This window comes from Coralliovum pocilloporae (assembly GCF_030845175.1).
Classification (GTDB): domain Bacteria; phylum Pseudomonadota; class Alphaproteobacteria; order Rhizobiales; family Cohaesibacteraceae; genus Coralliovum; species Coralliovum pocilloporae.
The window spans coordinates 2,400,871-2,417,347 of the sequence record NZ_CP132542.1 but is presented as its reverse complement, the minus strand read 5'-3'; the positions used below and the strand labels follow the sequence as shown (position 1 = coordinate 2,417,347).

Below are 16,477 nucleotides of genomic sequence, written 5' to 3'. Positions count from 1 at the left end.
TACGCTCCAGGTCTGATCAGACCTCGATCACCCGGAGATTGTTGGTCGAGCCGCGCACGCCAAACGGAACACCAGCGACAACTACGGCCCGGTCATTCCGTTCGCAGAACCCTTCATCAACAACGTGATTTCTGGCCCGTTCCACCATCTCGCGGAAACTGGAGATTTCCTCATGCTGGATGGGATGAGCACCCCAGAGCAGAACCATCCGGCGGACGATGTTCAGGTCCGGACTGGCCACGATAATCGGCACTTCCGGGCGCATACGGGCGATGCGTGAGCCGGTCGACCCGCTCATGGTATAGGCAAGAATGGCCTTGGCCCCGATCATCGCCGCAACGCTTGATGCAGCCGCTGACACTGCGTGCTGAACCGTGGGCTCAACGGAGGGCTCAAGAGCCGTGATAATGGAGCGATAGGCCTTGTCACCTTCTGTGCGCGCAATCATCCGGTCCATGAAGGACACCGCTTCAACCGGATAATCACCCGCAGCAGATTCAGCAGACAGCATCACGGCATCGGCACCATCATAGATAGCGGTTGCCACGTCAGATGCCTCAGCCCGGGTCGGGGCTGGCGCCTTGGTCATGGAATCCAGCATCTGGGTTGCCACCAGAACCGGCTTTCCAGCCAGGCGGCATTTCTTCACCAGTTCCTTCTGGCGGCCCGGCACATCTTCTGACGGAATTTCAACGCCCAGATCACCACGCGCCACCATGATGGCGTCGGACAGGCGGATGATATCGTCAATATTGTCCAGCGCCGTCGGCTTTTCGATCTTCGCCATCAGACCAGCTTTGTCGCCGACCAGTTCGCGAGCCTCAAGCATATCGCCCGGCCGCTGCACAAAGGACAGGGCCACCCAGTCAACGCCAAGGCTCAGACCATAATCCAGATCGGCGCGATCTTTCTTGGTCAGCGGTGACAGGTTGACCACGGTGTCCGGCAGATTGACACCCTTATGATCAGAGAGCGGCCCGCCATAGATCACCTCCGCCTCAATCTTCTCAGCCAGACAGGATGTGACCCTCAGTTTCAGACGGCCATCATCAATCAGCAGATAATGCCCAATGGCAATTGCCTCGAAGATTTCCGGGTGCGGGAGAGGAATTTCGGTTTCTCCGGCGGTCTCGCCGAGAGCAAATGTGACGGTATCGCCAGCAGTGATCGTGCGCTTTCCACCCTGCAGCGTGCCAATCCGGATTTTCGGGCCCTGAAGGTCCTGAAGAATGCCAATAGGCCGACCGACCTCTGCCTCAAGAGCACGGATCGCATCAAACCGCGCCTTGTGGTCCTCATAGGTGCCATGGCTGAAATTGAGACGAAAGACATCGGCCCCGGCCATGTAGAGTTCCTTGATCTTCTCCGGGCTCGAACTGGCCGGGCCCAATGTGGCAACGACCTTGGCGCATCTGTTCCGTCTCATACTTTCTCCGAATCATTCGTCTGGTATCAAGGTGGCTTATAAAGCAACTGAATGACAATCCCAAAACACGTAGCCTTCCCGCCTGAAGCTGACGGAAATCATTCAAACGACGCTGAATAACGGACTAGCGTCAGGACCTAGTTTTTGCGATTGCTCAACGTCCGGCTAACTGCATCCGCCCAACCACTGAGTTTGTGGTCGCGGATGCCTGCATCCATATCCGGAGAGAACCGCCGTTCAAGCGCCCAGGTCTCCGAGAAGGCCTCCATGTCCGGATACAAACCTGTCTGATACCCGGCCAGCCAGGCTGCCCCAAGCGCCGTCGTCTCCAGGATGTGCGGTCTGTCGACCGGGGCATTCAACAGATCCGAAAGACGCTGCATGGTCCAGTCACTGGCGACCATGCCGCCATCCACTCTCAGAACCGTCTCACCGGACGCATCCGCCCAGTCCCCTCTCATGGCATCCAGAAGGTCATGGGTCTGATAGCAGACGGCTTCCAGGGCAGCACGGGCCAGCTCATTGGGGCCTGATCCGCGTGTCAGCCCGAAGATGGCACCGCGACACTCTGCGTCCCAGTAAGGTGCGCCCAGCCCGGTAAAGGCCAGCACCAGATAGACATCCTGTTGTGTATCCGCCTCATCTGCCATGGGACCGGACTGCTCGGCTTTTTCGAGAATGCCCAACCCGTCCCGGAGCCATTGCACCGCTGCCCCGGCAATGAAAATAGATCCTTCCAGGGCATAGGCTGGCTTGCCGTTCAACTGATAGGCAATGGTGGTGAGCAACCTGTTGCGGGACTGAACGGCCTTGTCGCCCGTATTGAGCAGGGCAAAGCAGCCGGTGCCATAGGTCGCCTTCATCATGCCCGGTCTGAAACAGGCCTGACCGACCGTTGCTGCCTGCTGATCACCAGCTATTCCGGCAATCGGAACAGAGCCACCAAGAACAGCTTCGTCGCTGACACCAAAGTCAGCCGCACTGTCTTTAACCTCCGGCATCATCGACACCGGAACGTTCAGAAGCGTCAATAAGTCCTCATCCCAGCAGCCACGATGAATGTCATAGAGCATGGTTCTGCTGGCGTTGGTGGCGTCTGTTGCATGTACCCGCCCACCGGTGAGCCGCCAAAGAAGGAAGCAGTCCACCGTGCCAAAGGCCAGCTCACCACGGTCTGCCGCCGCCCGTGCACCATCCACATTGTCCAGGATCCAGGCGACCTTTGTGCCGGAAAAATAGGGGTCAAGCAGCAGGCCGGTCCGTTCTGACACCAGTGCTTCGTGCCCCTGCTCCTTCAGCCGGGTGCAAAACTCGGCCGTCCGGCGGTCCTGCCAGACAATCGCGTTGTAAACGGGTTTGCCGGTTGCCCTGTCCCAGACAATTGTCGTCTCGCGCTGATTGGTAATGCCGATAGCAGCCAAATCGGACAGATTGATTCCGGCCTTTCTGACCGCGCCGGACAGCGTTTCCATAACCGTGGTCCAGATGTCTTCCGGGTCATGTTCCACCCAGCCGGAGCTTGGGAAATGCTGCGGGAATTCCTGCTGGTCCACCGCGACGCTTTTCAGCGCTCCATCAAAAACAATCGCACGCGACGATGTTGTGCCCTGATCAATCGCCAGACAATAAGACGCCACGACATTCTCCCCTTCAAGCAATTCCCGGATGCCCTTCAGCCCCCAGCCAGATCCACCTCAGGCCCATCTCAGACCCATGTCAGGCGGCTGACTTTTCCTGCATGTCGGCCATCCACTGAGCCAGCGCAGTGACCTGCTCTTCTGTCATCCAGAGACCGAGTTTCGACCGCCGCCAGATCACATCCTCTGCCGTCTGAGCCCATTCATGCTGCATGAGATATCGGACTTCCAGCTCGGTCAAGCCCGCACCGAAATTCCGTCCGCAATCTTCCAGAACCCGGGCAGAACCAAAAATCTCCGGAACCTGTGTGCCGTAAGCCCGAACCAGCCTGTACAGGGTCTTGTCATCAAAGAACGGATATCCGGCATAGGTTGACGCCAGAAGCCTGTCAAACGCCTCTGTTTCGAAATTGCCACCGGGCAGAGGAGCGACTTCTGTCCATGTCTGCCCCTTGCTGCCGATTGCGTCACCCACAGCATCCATTACGGCTTCCGCGAGCTTGCGGTAGGTCGTGATCTTGCCGCCGAATATATTGATCAGCACCCCTTCATCACGGCTGCCATCTGGGCGAATGACGTAATCGCGGGTGGCTTCCTGTGCCTTGGTCGCTCCGTCATCATAGAGCGGACGCACACCGGCATAGGTCCAGACCACATCATCCCGGGTAACGGTGGTGGTGAAGTAATCCGACGCCAGCTCGCACAGATAATCCGTCTCGGCGTCAGTGATCCTGGCATTGGCCGGATCACCGGAATAATCATGATCCGTGGTGCCTATCAGGGTGAAGTCTCCCTGATAGGGAATAGCGAAGACAATCCGCCCGTCATCGTTCTGGAAGATGTAGCACTTGTCGTGATCAAACAGCTTCGGCACGACAATGTGACTGCCCTGGACGAGGCGCACATTGCGGGCATCCTTCTGGCCAAGACTTTCCGTCAGAAGCGTGTCGATCCAGGGACCAGCGGCATTGACCACTGTCGCGGCCTCAACCAGCGAGCGTTCGCCTGTACTTCTGTCTTCCATCTCGACGACCCACTGGCCGCCCTTGCGCTCAAGCCCCACACATTTGGTGCGTGTCCGGATATCGGCACCAAGTCTTGCGGCATCCTGGGCGTTCAGCGACACCAGGCGGGCATCATCCACCCAGCCGTCAGAATATTCATACCCTTTAGCGAAATCCCCTCGCAAAGGCTTGCCCGCATCATCCGTCTTCAGATTAAGAGTACTGGTCGGCGGCAACAGCTTGCGTCCGCCAAGATGGTCATAAAGAAACAGACCAAGCCGCAGAAGCCATGAAGGCCGCAGGCCCTTGTGATGCGGCAGCACGAACCGAAGCGGCCAGATGATATGCGGCGCATTGGCCCAGAGCACTTCCCGTTCCATCAGCGCCTTGCGCACCAGCATGAATTCATAGTGCTCCAGATAACGCAGACCACCATGGATCAACTTAGTCGAAGACGATGACGTGCCGCTGGCCAGATCATCCTGCTCACAGAGCAGAACCGAATAACCACGTCCAGCAGCATCGCGGGCGATACCGCAGCCGTTTATGCCGCCTCCGATAATGGCAATATCAACCTGGGTCCGCATGATTTTCCGCCTTGTTTCGCATCATCATGAATACGCGTTTAATTTCGATATATATCAATTCGAAACTAAAGGAAAATCAATTCTACCCTTATCAGCAATGACTAGTGATGGCCGCTGCGGCCTCCACGCAAGAGCCAGGCGCAGAGCGCTACAGCCAGCAGGGCACCGATACATTCGGCAATGATAAAACCAGGCAGATCAACCGGACGAATACCGGAGAAGGTGTCTGTCAGACTGCGGGCAATGGCCACAGCCGGGTTGGCGAAGGATGTGGACGCGGTGAACCAGTAAGCGGCTGTAATGTAGAGGCCGACCAGCCAGGGAACCGCATCGGCCCGGGCCCGCAGACCACCGAGAATGATGAACATCAGACCGAATGTGGCAATGACTTCTGCAAACCACTGCGCGCCGCCTGTACGGACCGTGGAAGAGGTCTGCAGAATGTTCAGGTCAAACATCCCATGAGCGGCCAGCGTGCCAAGGATGCCGCCAATGATCTGAGCCCCAACATAAAACATGCTGTCAGACGGAGAAATCTCGCGTCGGATGGCAAAGCCGAGGGTGACCGCCGGATTGAAATGGGCACCGGATATCGGGCCAAGAACAGTGATCAGCACCACAAGGATAGCGCCAGTCGGGATCGTGTTGCCAAGCAGTGCAAGCGCCACATCACCTGTGAGCTTGTCTGCCATGATGCCGGAGCCCACAACGGTACAGACCAGCATACCGGTCCCCAGCATTTCCGCCACCAGACGGCGGGAGAGATTATCCGCACTCATTCAGCCTGCCCCTCATCCTGATCAGCCATTGCACCAATATCGTCAAGGCTAGACTTGAGAGCCAGCCTGTCCAGCGTTTCAATCGGCAGGTTGATGAAAATGCTGATCCGATTGCGCATCATCCGATAAGCATCGGCAAAGGCATAGCTGATCTCTGCATCTGTTCCTTCAACCGCAGCCGGGTCCGGTATGCCCCAATGGGCCTGCATGGGTTGCCCCAGCCAGACAGGGCAGGTTTCACTGGCCGCATTATCACAGACGGTGAAAACAAAATCGAGATCAGGCGCACTGTCTCCCTCAAACTCATCCCAGCTCTTGGACCGGAGCCCATCCGTCGGCAGACCCAGCTTATTGAGCAAAGCCAAAGCATGAGAATGCGGCTCCCCCTTTGGCATGGAACCCGCAGAGAAAGCCCGGAATCGCTCCCCGCCCTCATTGTTAAGAATGGCTTCTGCCAGGATTGAACGGGCTGAGTTCCCCGTACACAAGAACAGGACATTGTATATCCTGCCTTCATCATGCAATGACGCCATCGCTGTGCCCCTCTTCACTCTTCCGTTTCAGAACCGGCAGACAGCACTCTGGCCGGGTCCCGCAACAGTCTTCCATCAGATAAGACAGAAGTGCCGTCAGCTGATCCGGGTTCAGACCATAGAGAATAGTCCGCCCCCGACGCTCGGCCCTGATCAGACCGGCTTGCGTGAGCGTCGCCAGATGGGATGACATGGTGTTCTGCACCACGCCCACCCTGTCCGCTATCTCTCCGGCAGGCAGACCTTTAGGTGCCTCCGCAATCAGCAGGCGGAAGACCTCAATCCGGGTATCATGACCCAATGCGCGAAAGGCCGTGACAGCATTCAACTTATCCATGAATCCCGATATATCGAGATTTCATGACAGTTCAGCGACACCTGCGGCAATCTGTACACAGTGCCTGCGGAGTCCATGATCCCCCTTCCCCGTCAACCGGATTAATGTTATCTGCATCACAATGAAGAGAGGCAGGCCGCGACTGCACGGCGCGACTGTTTGGCCTCTGGTCATTTTTGCTGGGGCAGTGCTAGAGTAGGTATCAGAAGCCCTGATGGCAGAGGTAGACTGCCGGGTTTCTGAGTAATTTGGAGGGACGAATGGACGCCTTGCCGGGCCGTAACAACGGTGTTGCCGACGAGCTGCTTCAGTACAGCCGTTCTGGTGACGATGTCAAAATTACCGAATCGGTTTTTGACAGTCACGAAACGATCTTCTTTGAAGGTGATCCGTCTGATCGCGTCTACGAAATCGTGGACGGGGTTGTCATGCTTTATAAACTCCTGCCGGACGGTCGTCGTCAGGTGGTCGAGATTCTGGGCGCCGGCGATATTTTCGGCATGGCCTCCAGTGATCTCTACGACACCAGTGCGGAAACACTGGCACCCGCTACAATCCGCCATACAGTGCGCCGTCAGGCCGAGCAGTCGGAAGGATGGCAGCAGCATATGTATACCAAGCTGCTGCATCAGCTTGAGGACATGCATGAACACGCTGTTCTTCTTGGCCGGAAATCAGCTTTTGAGCGCGTTTCGACATTTCTGATGAAATTCGTCATTGATCGCGGCGGCGTGGGTTGCGTCGGTCCCAAACTGGACGCGCCAGATGAGTCCCTGGTCACCCTGAAGATGACCCGTCAGGAAATTGCCGACTATCTGGGCCTGACAATCGAGACTGTCAGCCGCGTGCTTTCCACTATGAAAAAGCGTGGCCTGATCGTCATGCCGAAGCAGGATCGCATCCTGATCAAGAATGTCTGCGGCATGTGCCATATGACCGGCATGCACGAATAATTATTTCGGGTTTTTACCTGACATAACAAAAGAGGCCGGTTCCATACAGAACCGGCCTCTTTTGTTGTTCTTATAACCGAAAGCGGGTGATCAGCCACCGGCTGCGGGGAAGACCTGCAATTTCGCAGCCATCCTGTCAGCCATGGCATCGACCTCCACAAAGGCGCCCGGCTCGACTTTCGGCAGATCCAGACGATCCCAGATTTCGACCAGTGCATCACGCAGGGTGTCAATCAACTGATCATCATGGAATGGCGTTGGAGTGATCCGCAGACGCTCCGTGCCGCGCGGCACGGTCGGATAATTGATCGGCTGAATATAGATGCCGTACTCATCCAGCAGAATATCACTGGCTTGCTTGCACAGATCAGGATCGCAGACCAGCACCGGAACGATGTGGGTTTCAGACGGCAGCACCGGAAGACCGGCGGCGGAAAACACATCCTTGGCCCGCTGAGCCTGACGCTGCTGGCCTTCACGCTCAGCGTTTGATTCTTTCAGATAGCGGATCGACGTGGCAGCTGCTCGGGCCAGAGCCGGCGGCAGAGCCGTTGTGAAGATAAAGCCCGGAGCATAAGAGCGCACGGCATCAACAATAGCGGCACTGGCTGTAATATATCCGCCCAGCACGCCATAGGCCTTGGCCATCGTGCCTTCGATGATATCAATCCGGTCCATGACGCCGTCACGTTCACAGATACCAGCTCCGCGCGGACCATACATGCCAACCGCATGCACTTCATCAATATAGGTGAGTGCGTTGTACTTGTCGGCCAGATCAGCAATCTGCTCAATCGGCGCGATATCACCATCCATGGAATAAACAGATTCAAAGACGATCAGTTTGGCCCGCTCGGGACCGGCAGCCTTCAGGAGCTCTTCCAGATGCTCCATGTCATTGTGGCGCCAAACCTGCTTCTGGGCACCGGAATTCCGGATACCGGCAATCATTGAAGCATGGTTCAGCTGATCCGACAGGATCAGGCAGTCAGGCAGAAGCTTGGCAATGGTGGAAATGGCCGCCTCGTTCGAGACGAAGCCTGACGTGAACACCAGCGCGGCTTCTTTGTTGTGAAGGTCGCAAAGCTCGTTTTCCAGTTCCACCAGAGGATGGTTGGTTCCAGAGATATTACGGGTGCCGCCTGCGCCTGCGCCCATGCCCTGAGCAGCGTCGCAAAACGCAGAGATCACATGGTTATTCTGACCCATGCCCAGATAATCATTCGAACACCAGATCGTCACATCCCGCTCTTCTCCATCCCGGCGATGGATAGCATGGGGAAAACGACCGACAACACGTTCCAGGTCTGCGAAGACTCGATACCGCTTCTCGTCTTTGAGAGCGCTAACTGCGCCTTCAAAGAATGACTGATAGTTCATTGTCTGTATCCCGTGCGTATTCGTCGATTGGTGCCACATTGGAATTCCTCCAAGTTAATCAACCGCGTTACAAAAGTCTAATGCCAGTTTGACGCGCTCGCGCACTTTTGAAGCACATATCTGAGAACAGGTGTTTGAGGAAGATCAAGAATGGCGGTTTTTAAGTGTTTTTCCTGAACAGCGTCAAAGCGACGCAGAAAAGCTGCCCTTACATTTTTGTCATTATTCTTAATAATTTTTCAGGGTTTCCGCGCCAGACTGTTGAGGAATCGAGGCTGTGAGAGTCCCGCCTCTGGAGTGACATGTGTACAATCTGGATCTGAAGGAACTTTCCTTCGTTATCGCCGATGACAGTTCATATATGCGCACCATCCTCAGAATGGTGCTGCAGGCATTCGGTGTACGCCAGATTGTCGAGGCGGAAGACGGTGTTGCCGCTCTTGAAGCCATGGAAAAAGCTAATCCGGATATTGTTCTTCTGGACCGGGTCATGCCGGTTCTGGATGGTGCGGAAGTGATGCGAATCCTGCGCAATCCTGACAATCCCTTTGCCTTTGTTCCAGTGATCATGGTGACGGCCTATACCGAACGCTCCACCATTGTCGAAGCCCGCAATCTGGGTGTTCACGAGATCCTGTCGAAGCCGATTTCCGCCAAGGCATTGTATCAGCGTGTAGCCAGCGTCGTGCTCAAACCACGCGAATTCATCAAGACGCCGACCTATTTCGGGCCAAAACCGCGTGAGACGGTCAAGTCCGCTCCCGGCAGCAAAATCCAGTCCCTGCGCGAGACCGCCCATCAGGAAGAAGAGGCTGCCCGACAACAGGAAGAACAAGCTGCTGAGGCTGGCGGGTTTGCCCAGGTCCAGAACATCTGACGGTTCATCCCGACTTCAGTTTGCACACATCCGGACAGAACCTTTCACGTCCACATATCCAGATCCAATATGAGAAAAGCGCGACTCAATGAGCCGCGCTTCTTGTCTTTTCAGCAGGTCTGAAGCCGCTTATGCGACATCGAACCGGTCTGCATTCATGACCTTGTTCCATGCGGAGACGAAGTCACAGACGAAAGCTGCCTGATTGTCATCCTGCGCATAGACCTCTGCCAGAGCACGAAGCTGGGAGTTGGAACCGAAGATCAGATCAGCACGGGTTGCTGTCCACTTGACTGCACCGCTTGCACGATCACGGCCTTCGAACTCCTGCTCGTCTTCTGATGTGGGCACCCACTCGGTGGACATGTCGGTCAGATTGACGAAGAAATCGGTACTCAGCGTGTCAACCTTATCTGTGAAGACACCATGCTTTGAACCACCGACATTGGCGCCCAGAACACGCAGACCACCAACAAGAACGGTCATTTCAGGCACGTTCAGGGTCAGCAGCTGAGCCCGGTCGACCAGAAGCTCTTCGGTCGGAACCGTGAAACGCTTCTGCTGGAAGTTCCGGAACCCGTCGACGACCGGCTCAAGGAAAGCAAAGGAGTCCGCGTCTGTCTGCTCCTGGGACGCGTCGGTCCGGCCCGCCGTGAATGGTACGGTCACGTCCTCACCGGCATTCTTCGCAGCCTGCTCAACACCGGCAGCACCGCCGAGAACGATCAGGTCAGCCAAAGACACTTTCTTGGAACCACCCTGACCGTTGAACTCGGCCTGAATGCCTTCCAGTGTTTCCAGAACCTTCGCAAGCTGCAGAGGCTGGTTAACTTCCCAGTCTTTCTGCGGTGCAAGGCGGATGCGGGCACCGTTGGCACCACCGCGCATGTCGGAACCGCGGAATGTGGATGCGGAGGCCCAGGCTGTTGAGACCAGCTCAGAGACGCTCAGACCAGAAGCAAGGATCTTGGCTTTGAGAGCAGCAACGTCTGCATCATCAACCAGATCGTGATCCACAGCCGGAAGCGGATCCTGCCAGATCAGCTCTTCCTGAGGCACTTCAGAGCCGAGATAACGGGACCGCGGCCCCATATCGCGGTGGGTCAGCTTGAACCACGCACGACCAAACGCATCAGCGAACTCTTCCGGATTCTGATGGAAGCGTTTCGAGATCGGACCATAGATCGGGTCCATGCGCATGGCCATATCGGCCGTGGTCATCATGGTCTTGACCTTCTTGGACGGATCATGCGCCTGAGGAGCCATGTCCTCTTCCTTGACACCAACCGGCTCCCAGATCCAGGCACCGGACGGGCTCTTGGTCAGGTTCCAGTCATAGCCGAACAGGAGATCGAAATATCCGTTGTCCCATTTGATCGGGTTCGCAGTCCAGGCTCCTTCGATACCGCTGGTGGTGGTGTCATCACCCTTGCCGCTGCCAAGGCCGTTCTTCCAGCCAAAGCCCATTTCCTGGATCGGAGCGGCTTCAGGTTCCGCACCGACAAGGCCAGGATCGCCAGCACCATGCGCCTTACCAAAGGTATGACCACCGGCAACCAGAGCAACGGTTTCCTCATCATTCATGCCCATGCGAGCGAAGGTTTCGCGAATGTCACGACCGGACGCGAGGATATCCGGATCACCGTTCGGGCCTTCCGGATTCACGTAGATCAGGCCCATCTGCACAGCAGCCAGCGGGTTTTCCAGATCGCGGTCACCGGTATAACGGCTCTCACCGAGCCACTCGGTCTCAACACCCCAGTAGATGTCTTCTTCCGGCTCCCAGATATCGGCACGGCCACCGCCGAAACCAAAGGTCTTGAAGCCCATATCTTCAAGCGCGCAGTTACCGGCCAGAATCATCAGATCAGCCCAGGAGATCTTGTTGCCGTATTTCTTCTTGATCGGCCACAGGAGACGGCGGGCTTTATCAAGGTTGCCGTTGTCCGGCCAGCTGTTCAGCGGCGCAAAGCGCTGGTTGCCCGTGCCACCACCACCACGGCCATCGCCGGTGCGGTATGTACCGGCACTGTGCCAGGCCATACGGATGAAAAGGCCACCGTAATGACCATAGTCGGCCGGCCACCAGTCCTGACTGTCGGTCATCAGGGCATAGAGGTCCTGCTTGACAGCCTGCAGGTCGAGCGATTTGAACGCTTCAGCATAATTGAAGTCAGCACCCATCGGGTCTGACTTGGACGAATGCTGGCGAAGGACTTTCAGATTGAGCTGATTCGGCCACCAATCCTTGTTTGACGTTCCAGCAGACGCGGATTGTGCGTGCATGACAGGGCACTTGCCTGCGCTGTTCCCATTCCCGGCCATCTTGTTCTCCTGTAGAAGGCTTGTTTGATAATGATTGTCGTTCAGACAGACATCTTAAATGACATTGCGATTGAATACAGTTTCATGACCGGCTGGAGGCTTTCCGGCAGAGTGCGACCCTGGCATGATTCTGTTGGAGGCTGCGCCAGAGCATCGTTCCCAGACTCAAAGAGACAAGACCAGCGGCCATCAGCATTGATATGTCGGCGGATTGAAGCATTGGCATCTCCCAGCATTCACGATAGGAATATAGCAACGCGACCTAATCAGTTTAAGTTGAATTTACTGATTGCCTGAATAAGGTTTCCTTATGATCAATCTGACCCTAAAGCAGCTGCGCTATTTTGAGGCGCTGGCCCATCATGGACATTTCGGTCGGGCTGCCAATGCATGTGCCATTTCGCAGCCTGCGCTCTCCATGCAGATCAAGGAACTTGAGGAAACACTGGAGACCGATCTGTTCGAGCGTGGAGCACGGCAGGTCCGCCTGACCAACTTTGGCGAGGAATTTGCCTTAAGAGCCCGTGATATCCTGAGATCAGTCAATGAACTGGGAGATCTGGCCCGCGCTTCAAGGGAACGGCTGGTTGGCAGATTGCGTATCGGCGTTATCCCGACCATTGCACCCTATCTTCTGCCGAAGATTATCGGCGATCTCGGCAAGGCCTATGAAGGTCTTGAGATACATGTCCGTGAGACGGTGACGCCAAAACTGCTGGAGGAACTCGCAGGCGGCAGGCTGGATACGGCGATCCTTGCCTTGCCGGTTTCAGAGCCTTCTCTGGTGGAAACCCCTCTCTTCAGCGAGAATTTCGTCCTCGTCCGCCCTGGGGAAGACAAAGACAAGCCGGTGCCGAACCGCGACATGCTGAGAGAGATGAAGCTTCTGCTTCTGGAGGAAGGTCACTGTTTCCGCGATCAGGCCCTCTCGTTCTGCAACATGCACGCAGCCCGGCCACGTGAACTTCTGGACGGCAGCTCACTGTCCACCCTGGTTCAGATGGTCAGCGCCGGGATAGGCGTAACCCTTATCCCGGAAATGGCGGTCCCTGTCGAAACCCGGTCAGCCTCTGTCTGTGTCAGCCAGTTCAAGGCACCGAAGCCATCCCGGACCATCGGCATGGTCTGGCGCAAGACCAGCCCGCTTGCAAGCCAGCTGTCGCGGATTGCAGATATTGTAAAACAAACGGCCATCCCACAGTCTTGATACGCGCTGATCAGACAGCAGAACAGATACCTCACAATTCCTAGACCCTTGTTTCTGTTTGCATCAGCAAACCACCTCGCATAGGCTTTCGATTGAATTGTAGTGTGGGAGGATACAATGACATTCAAAACTCTTCTTGGAGCCGTTGCGCTTGGTGCCTTTGCCCTGGCGTCCCAGGTGGCTAATGCCGATGTTCTGGATGACATCAAGGCAGCCGGCGTTTTGAAAGTCGGCGTCAAAGCTGACTATAAACCTTATGGCTACCGCGACCCGTCGGGCAGTATTGTCGGCATCGAACCTGACCTTGCCAAGGACGTGGCAGACAAGCTCGGCGTCAAGGTCGAGTACGTGCCTGTTGTAAGCTCCAACCGGATGCAGTTTCTGGAGCAGGGCAAGATTGACCTGATGATTGCGACCATGACCGACCGTCCGGACCGTCGCAAGGTCGTCAACATTGTCGATCCGAACTACTACTCATCCGGCACCAACATTCTGTCTCCGAAGAAGTTCGCCTTCAAGGATTGGGAAGACCTGCGCGACAAGCCAGTCTGCGGTATTCAGGGCGCTTTCTACAACAAGAAGACAGCGACGGAGTATGGCGCAAAGATCGTAGCCTTCAAAGGCACAGCTGAAGCCTATGCGGCACTCCAGCAAGGCAATTGCGTCGCCTTTGTCTATGATGACTCAGCCATTGTCGCCAAGACAAAGGATAATGCCTTCAAGGACTTCGAAATGCCGCTGAACACCATTGATGATGCCCCCTGGGGTCTTGCTGTTCGTCTTGGTGAGGACAACTTCAAGACGTTCATGGCTGGCATGATCGAGGATTGGCACAAGTCAGGTCGCATCCTTGAGCTCGAAACCAAATGGGGTGTTGCCAACACGCCATTTGCCAAGGCCATGCACGATAAATTCAAATAATCTGCACCTGAAACCTGATGGCAGGGACGCCCGTCCCTGCCGTTATTCTCCAAGATAGAATGTGCTCCGGGCCAGTTTCAGACCAGCTTTAGGCTATGTCGTTTCGTCCGGACAGGGTCGGATTAGCTCCGGGAGGTGGCATGGAGGCCTTTTTCGAGTGGTTTCGGGTGTTGTACGACAACACCGGCATCAATCTGCCATTCCTGTATGATGCCTATGACCGTGGCCGGATGCTGAACGGCTTTCTGACCACAATCAAGCTGTCCGTCATCTGCCTGATCTTTTCCGTCATTATCGGTATTATCGGAGCCTGGCTGCAGGGGTCGTCCTTCAAATGGACCCGCCGTTTCGTTAACGGCTATATCCAGTTGTTCCGCAACACACCGCCACTTGTGCAGCTCTACTTCTTCTATTTCGCCATTGGCTCCCTGATGCCGAAAGTTCAGACAGAATGGGGCGGCGAAGCGCCTCTTCTCGGCAGTTTCGAATGGGCCGTGATTTCCCTGTCCTTCTTTGCGGGTGCATTCAATGTGGAGATTTTCCGCTCCGGCATTGAAGCGGTACCGAAATCCACCGTCGAAGCCGCCGAAGCGCTTGGCTTCACCCGCCTGCAGATCTATCGCGACATCACATTGCCTCTTGCCTTCCGGGTTGCTCTGCCTGCGCTCAACAACAATCTCGTCAATCTGGTCAAGACCACGACCTTGGCCTATGCGATTGCGGTTCCGGAGATGCTTTATGAAGCCAATCAGATCTGGTCGGACAATGTGAATGTCACCGAGATGATGGTCTTCCTGCTTCTCGCCTATTTCCTCCTGGTCGGTGTTCTGGTCTGGGGCATGAACAGCTGGGAACGCCGGCTCAAGATTCCGGGGTATGGCTGATGAGCGCTCCAGAGTTCAAATCCGATATGGCAGTGATGCTGCCACGCAAGACCCGCTCCACACAGGGTGACGGGTTCTCACTGAAGCCGCGGCACGGGCTGATTATTCTCGGCCTCTGCCTGGTTTCTTCATCTCTCGTCTATGCCACAGATGGCACGGCCCGCCCGTCATCTCTTGATACACTGGTGAAATGGATGCCCCTTCTGCTTCAGGGCTTCATTTTCAACATCATCATTTCCATGTGTGCAATGGCTCTCGGGACAGTGGTCGGCACGGCTCTCGGGCTGGGACAGATCTCGCTCAATCCGGTGGTGAGAAAATCCACCTGGTTCATTACCCAGTTCTTCCGCAATGCGCCGTGGCTGGTCCTTCTGTTCTTTGCCATGTTCCTGTTGCCCTTCGAGTTTAATCTGGGCTTTGTCACCATTCCCTTCCCGGACTGGGTGAAGGCCATTATCGGCCTTTCCCTGCCTGTGATGGCGAATGTGTCGGAGATTGTCCGCGGTGCCATTGTGTCCCTACCAAGCGGTCAATGGGAGGCTGCCGAAAGCCTTGCCTACACACGGCGACAAACCCTGTGGCTGATTATCCTGCCGCAATGTGTAAAGCGCATGCTGCCGCCCTGGATGAACCTCTATTCCATCCTGACCATGGCCACGGTGCTGGCCTCTGTCGTGGGTGTTTCAGAGGTCATGACACTGACCGGCGAGGCGCTTGCTGCTGAAGGCGGACGTACCGACCTTCTGGCACCCTTCTATTCTTTCGTTCTGCTGCTCTTCTTCATCTACTGCTATCCGATTGCGCGATGGACCGTGTATCTGGAGAAGAAGTTTGCCGTGAAAACCTGAGGACGTAATTCAATGAGTTGGACAGACGATCAGCCAATGGTTTCCGTCAAGGACGTCCACAAGGCGTTTGGCGATCTGGAGGTGCTCAAGGGCGTATCCTTTGATGTGATGAAGGGCGAGGTTATCTGCATCATCGGGCCATCGGGCTCTGGCAAATCCACCCTGATCCGCTGCATCAATGCACTGAATGACATTCAGCAGGGCTCCATTCTTGTGGAAGGCCAGGAGGTCAACGATCCAGACCTGGACAAGCTGGAACTCCGCAAGAAAGTCGGCATGGTCTTCCAGCAGTACAATCTGTTTCCGCATAAAACGGCCTTGCAGAATGTGATGATGGCACCGATCCGGGTGCTGAAACAGGACAAGGCGGAAACCGAGAAACTGGCCCGAGCCCTGATCAAGAAGGTCCGTCTGGAGGGCAAGGAGAACAGCTATCCGGGTGAATTGTCAGGCGGCCAGCAGCAGCGTGTTGCCATTGCCCGGTCTCTGGCCATGAAGCCGGACGTGATGCTGTTTGACGAGGTTACCGCGGCCCTTGACCCTGAAACCGTCAACGAAGTTCTGATCACCATCAAGGAACTGGCAGAAGACGGCATGACCTGCATTCTGGTGACCCATGAGATGGGGTTTGCCCGTGAGGTGGCAGATCATATCTACTTCACCGACAGAGGGCTGATTGTCGAACATGGACCACCGGCCACCTTTTTCGATGACGCCAAAGACCCGCGCACCAAAGAATTTCTCAGCCAGATTCTGTAAGCAAAAAGGCGGCCCTGACA

Annotated in this window: 15 protein-coding genes; 7 read left to right on the top strand and 8 right to left on the bottom strand. The window is 55.9% G+C overall.

The features are described 5' to 3' along the window. Positions 1 to 16: 16 nt before the first annotated feature. The 6 genes from pyk to RA157_RS11115 all read right to left on the bottom strand — a co-directional run bounded on the left by pyk (position 17) and on the right by RA157_RS11115 (position 6,303). Entirely contained in the window at positions 17 to 1,426 is a 1,410-nt protein-coding gene (gene pyk, locus RA157_RS11140; RefSeq protein WP_350333195.1) for a pyruvate kinase, read from the bottom strand. A 137-nt stretch (positions 1,427 to 1,563) separates the two neighbouring features. Then, a complete protein-coding gene (glpK, locus tag RA157_RS11135; protein ID WP_350333194.1) occupies positions 1,564 to 3,063 on the bottom strand; it encodes a glycerol kinase GlpK in 1,500 nt (499 codons plus the stop codon). A 79-nt stretch (positions 3,064 to 3,142) separates the two neighbouring features. Then, positions 3,143 to 4,654 (bottom strand): glycerol-3-phosphate dehydrogenase, encoded by a 1,512-nt coding sequence (gene glpD, locus RA157_RS11130; protein ID WP_350333193.1) that lies wholly within the window; start codon positions 4,652 to 4,654, stop codon positions 3,143 to 3,145. A gap of 101 nt (positions 4,655 to 4,755) precedes the next feature. After that, positions 4,756 to 5,433: an MIP/aquaporin family protein gene (locus tag RA157_RS11125; RefSeq protein WP_350333192.1), complete on the bottom strand. Its 678-nt coding sequence runs from the start codon at positions 5,431 to 5,433 to the stop codon at positions 4,756 to 4,758. Then, the gene (locus RA157_RS11120) at positions 5,430 to 5,966 is read right to left on the bottom strand and encodes an arsenate reductase ArsC (protein ID WP_350333191.1); all 537 of its coding nucleotides are present in this window, start codon (positions 5,964 to 5,966) and stop codon (positions 5,430 to 5,432) included. Before RA157_RS11120 ends, RA157_RS11125 begins: the two co-directional genes overlap by 4 nt. After that, positions 5,950 to 6,303 carry an ArsR/SmtB family transcription factor gene (locus RA157_RS11115; RefSeq protein ID WP_350333190.1) on the bottom strand — a complete coding sequence of 118 codons (354 nt, stop codon included), beginning with the start codon at positions 6,301 to 6,303 and terminating at the stop codon, positions 5,950 to 5,952. The genes RA157_RS11120 and RA157_RS11115 overlap by 17 nt, the downstream gene beginning before the upstream one ends. Before the next feature lie 260 nt (positions 6,304 to 6,563). Between RA157_RS11115 and RA157_RS11110 the strand changes: the two genes are divergently transcribed. Continuing rightward, the gene (locus RA157_RS11110) at positions 6,564 to 7,256 is read left to right on the top strand and encodes a helix-turn-helix domain-containing protein (protein ID WP_350333189.1); all 693 of its coding nucleotides are present in this window, start codon (positions 6,564 to 6,566) and stop codon (positions 7,254 to 7,256) included. 90 nt (positions 7,257 to 7,346) lie between these two features. Here RA157_RS11110 and hemA read toward each other — a convergent pair whose 3' ends face one another. Beyond that, on the bottom strand, positions 7,347 to 8,636 hold the full coding sequence (gene hemA / locus RA157_RS11105) for a 5-aminolevulinate synthase (RefSeq protein ID WP_350333188.1): 1,290 nt from the start codon (positions 8,634 to 8,636) through the stop codon (positions 7,347 to 7,349). 304 nt (positions 8,637 to 8,940) lie between these two features. Here hemA and RA157_RS11100 point away from each other — a divergent pair, with 304 nt between their 5' ends. After that, positions 8,941 to 9,513, top strand: a complete 573-nt coding sequence (locus tag RA157_RS11100; RefSeq protein WP_350333187.1) for a response regulator — start codon at positions 8,941 to 8,943, stop codon at positions 9,511 to 9,513. 129 nt (positions 9,514 to 9,642) lie between these two features. Here the strand turns inward: RA157_RS11100 and katG are convergent, their stop codons facing one another. Further along, positions 9,643 to 11,838, bottom strand: coding sequence for a catalase/peroxidase HPI (katG, locus tag RA157_RS11095; protein WP_350333186.1), 2,196 nt, complete (start codon positions 11,836 to 11,838; stop codon positions 9,643 to 9,645). 310 nt (positions 11,839 to 12,148) lie between these two features. Here katG and RA157_RS11090 point away from each other — a divergent pair, with 310 nt between their 5' ends. From RA157_RS11090 to RA157_RS11070, 5 genes are all read left to right on the top strand, one after another. Next, positions 12,149 to 13,045, top strand: a complete 897-nt coding sequence (locus RA157_RS11090; protein ID WP_350333185.1) for a hydrogen peroxide-inducible genes activator — start codon at positions 12,149 to 12,151, stop codon at positions 13,043 to 13,045. Between the two features lie 117 nt (positions 13,046 to 13,162). Then, positions 13,163 to 13,966, top strand: a complete 804-nt coding sequence (locus RA157_RS11085; protein ID WP_350333184.1) for a transporter substrate-binding domain-containing protein — start codon at positions 13,163 to 13,165, stop codon at positions 13,964 to 13,966. Between the two features lie 140 nt (positions 13,967 to 14,106). Then, positions 14,107 to 14,850 carry an amino acid ABC transporter permease gene (locus tag RA157_RS11080; RefSeq protein WP_350333183.1) on the top strand — a complete coding sequence of 248 codons (744 nt, stop codon included), beginning with the start codon at positions 14,107 to 14,109 and terminating at the stop codon, positions 14,848 to 14,850. Then, entirely contained in the window at positions 14,850 to 15,698 is an 849-nt protein-coding gene (locus RA157_RS11075; RefSeq protein ID WP_350333182.1) for an amino acid ABC transporter permease, read from the top strand. Before RA157_RS11080 ends, RA157_RS11075 begins: the two co-directional genes overlap by 1 nt. 12 nt (positions 15,699 to 15,710) lie before the next feature. Further along, positions 15,711 to 16,457, top strand: coding sequence for an amino acid ABC transporter ATP-binding protein (locus RA157_RS11070; RefSeq protein ID WP_350333181.1), 747 nt, complete (start codon positions 15,711 to 15,713; stop codon positions 16,455 to 16,457). Positions 16,458 to 16,477 lie beyond the last annotated feature (20 nt).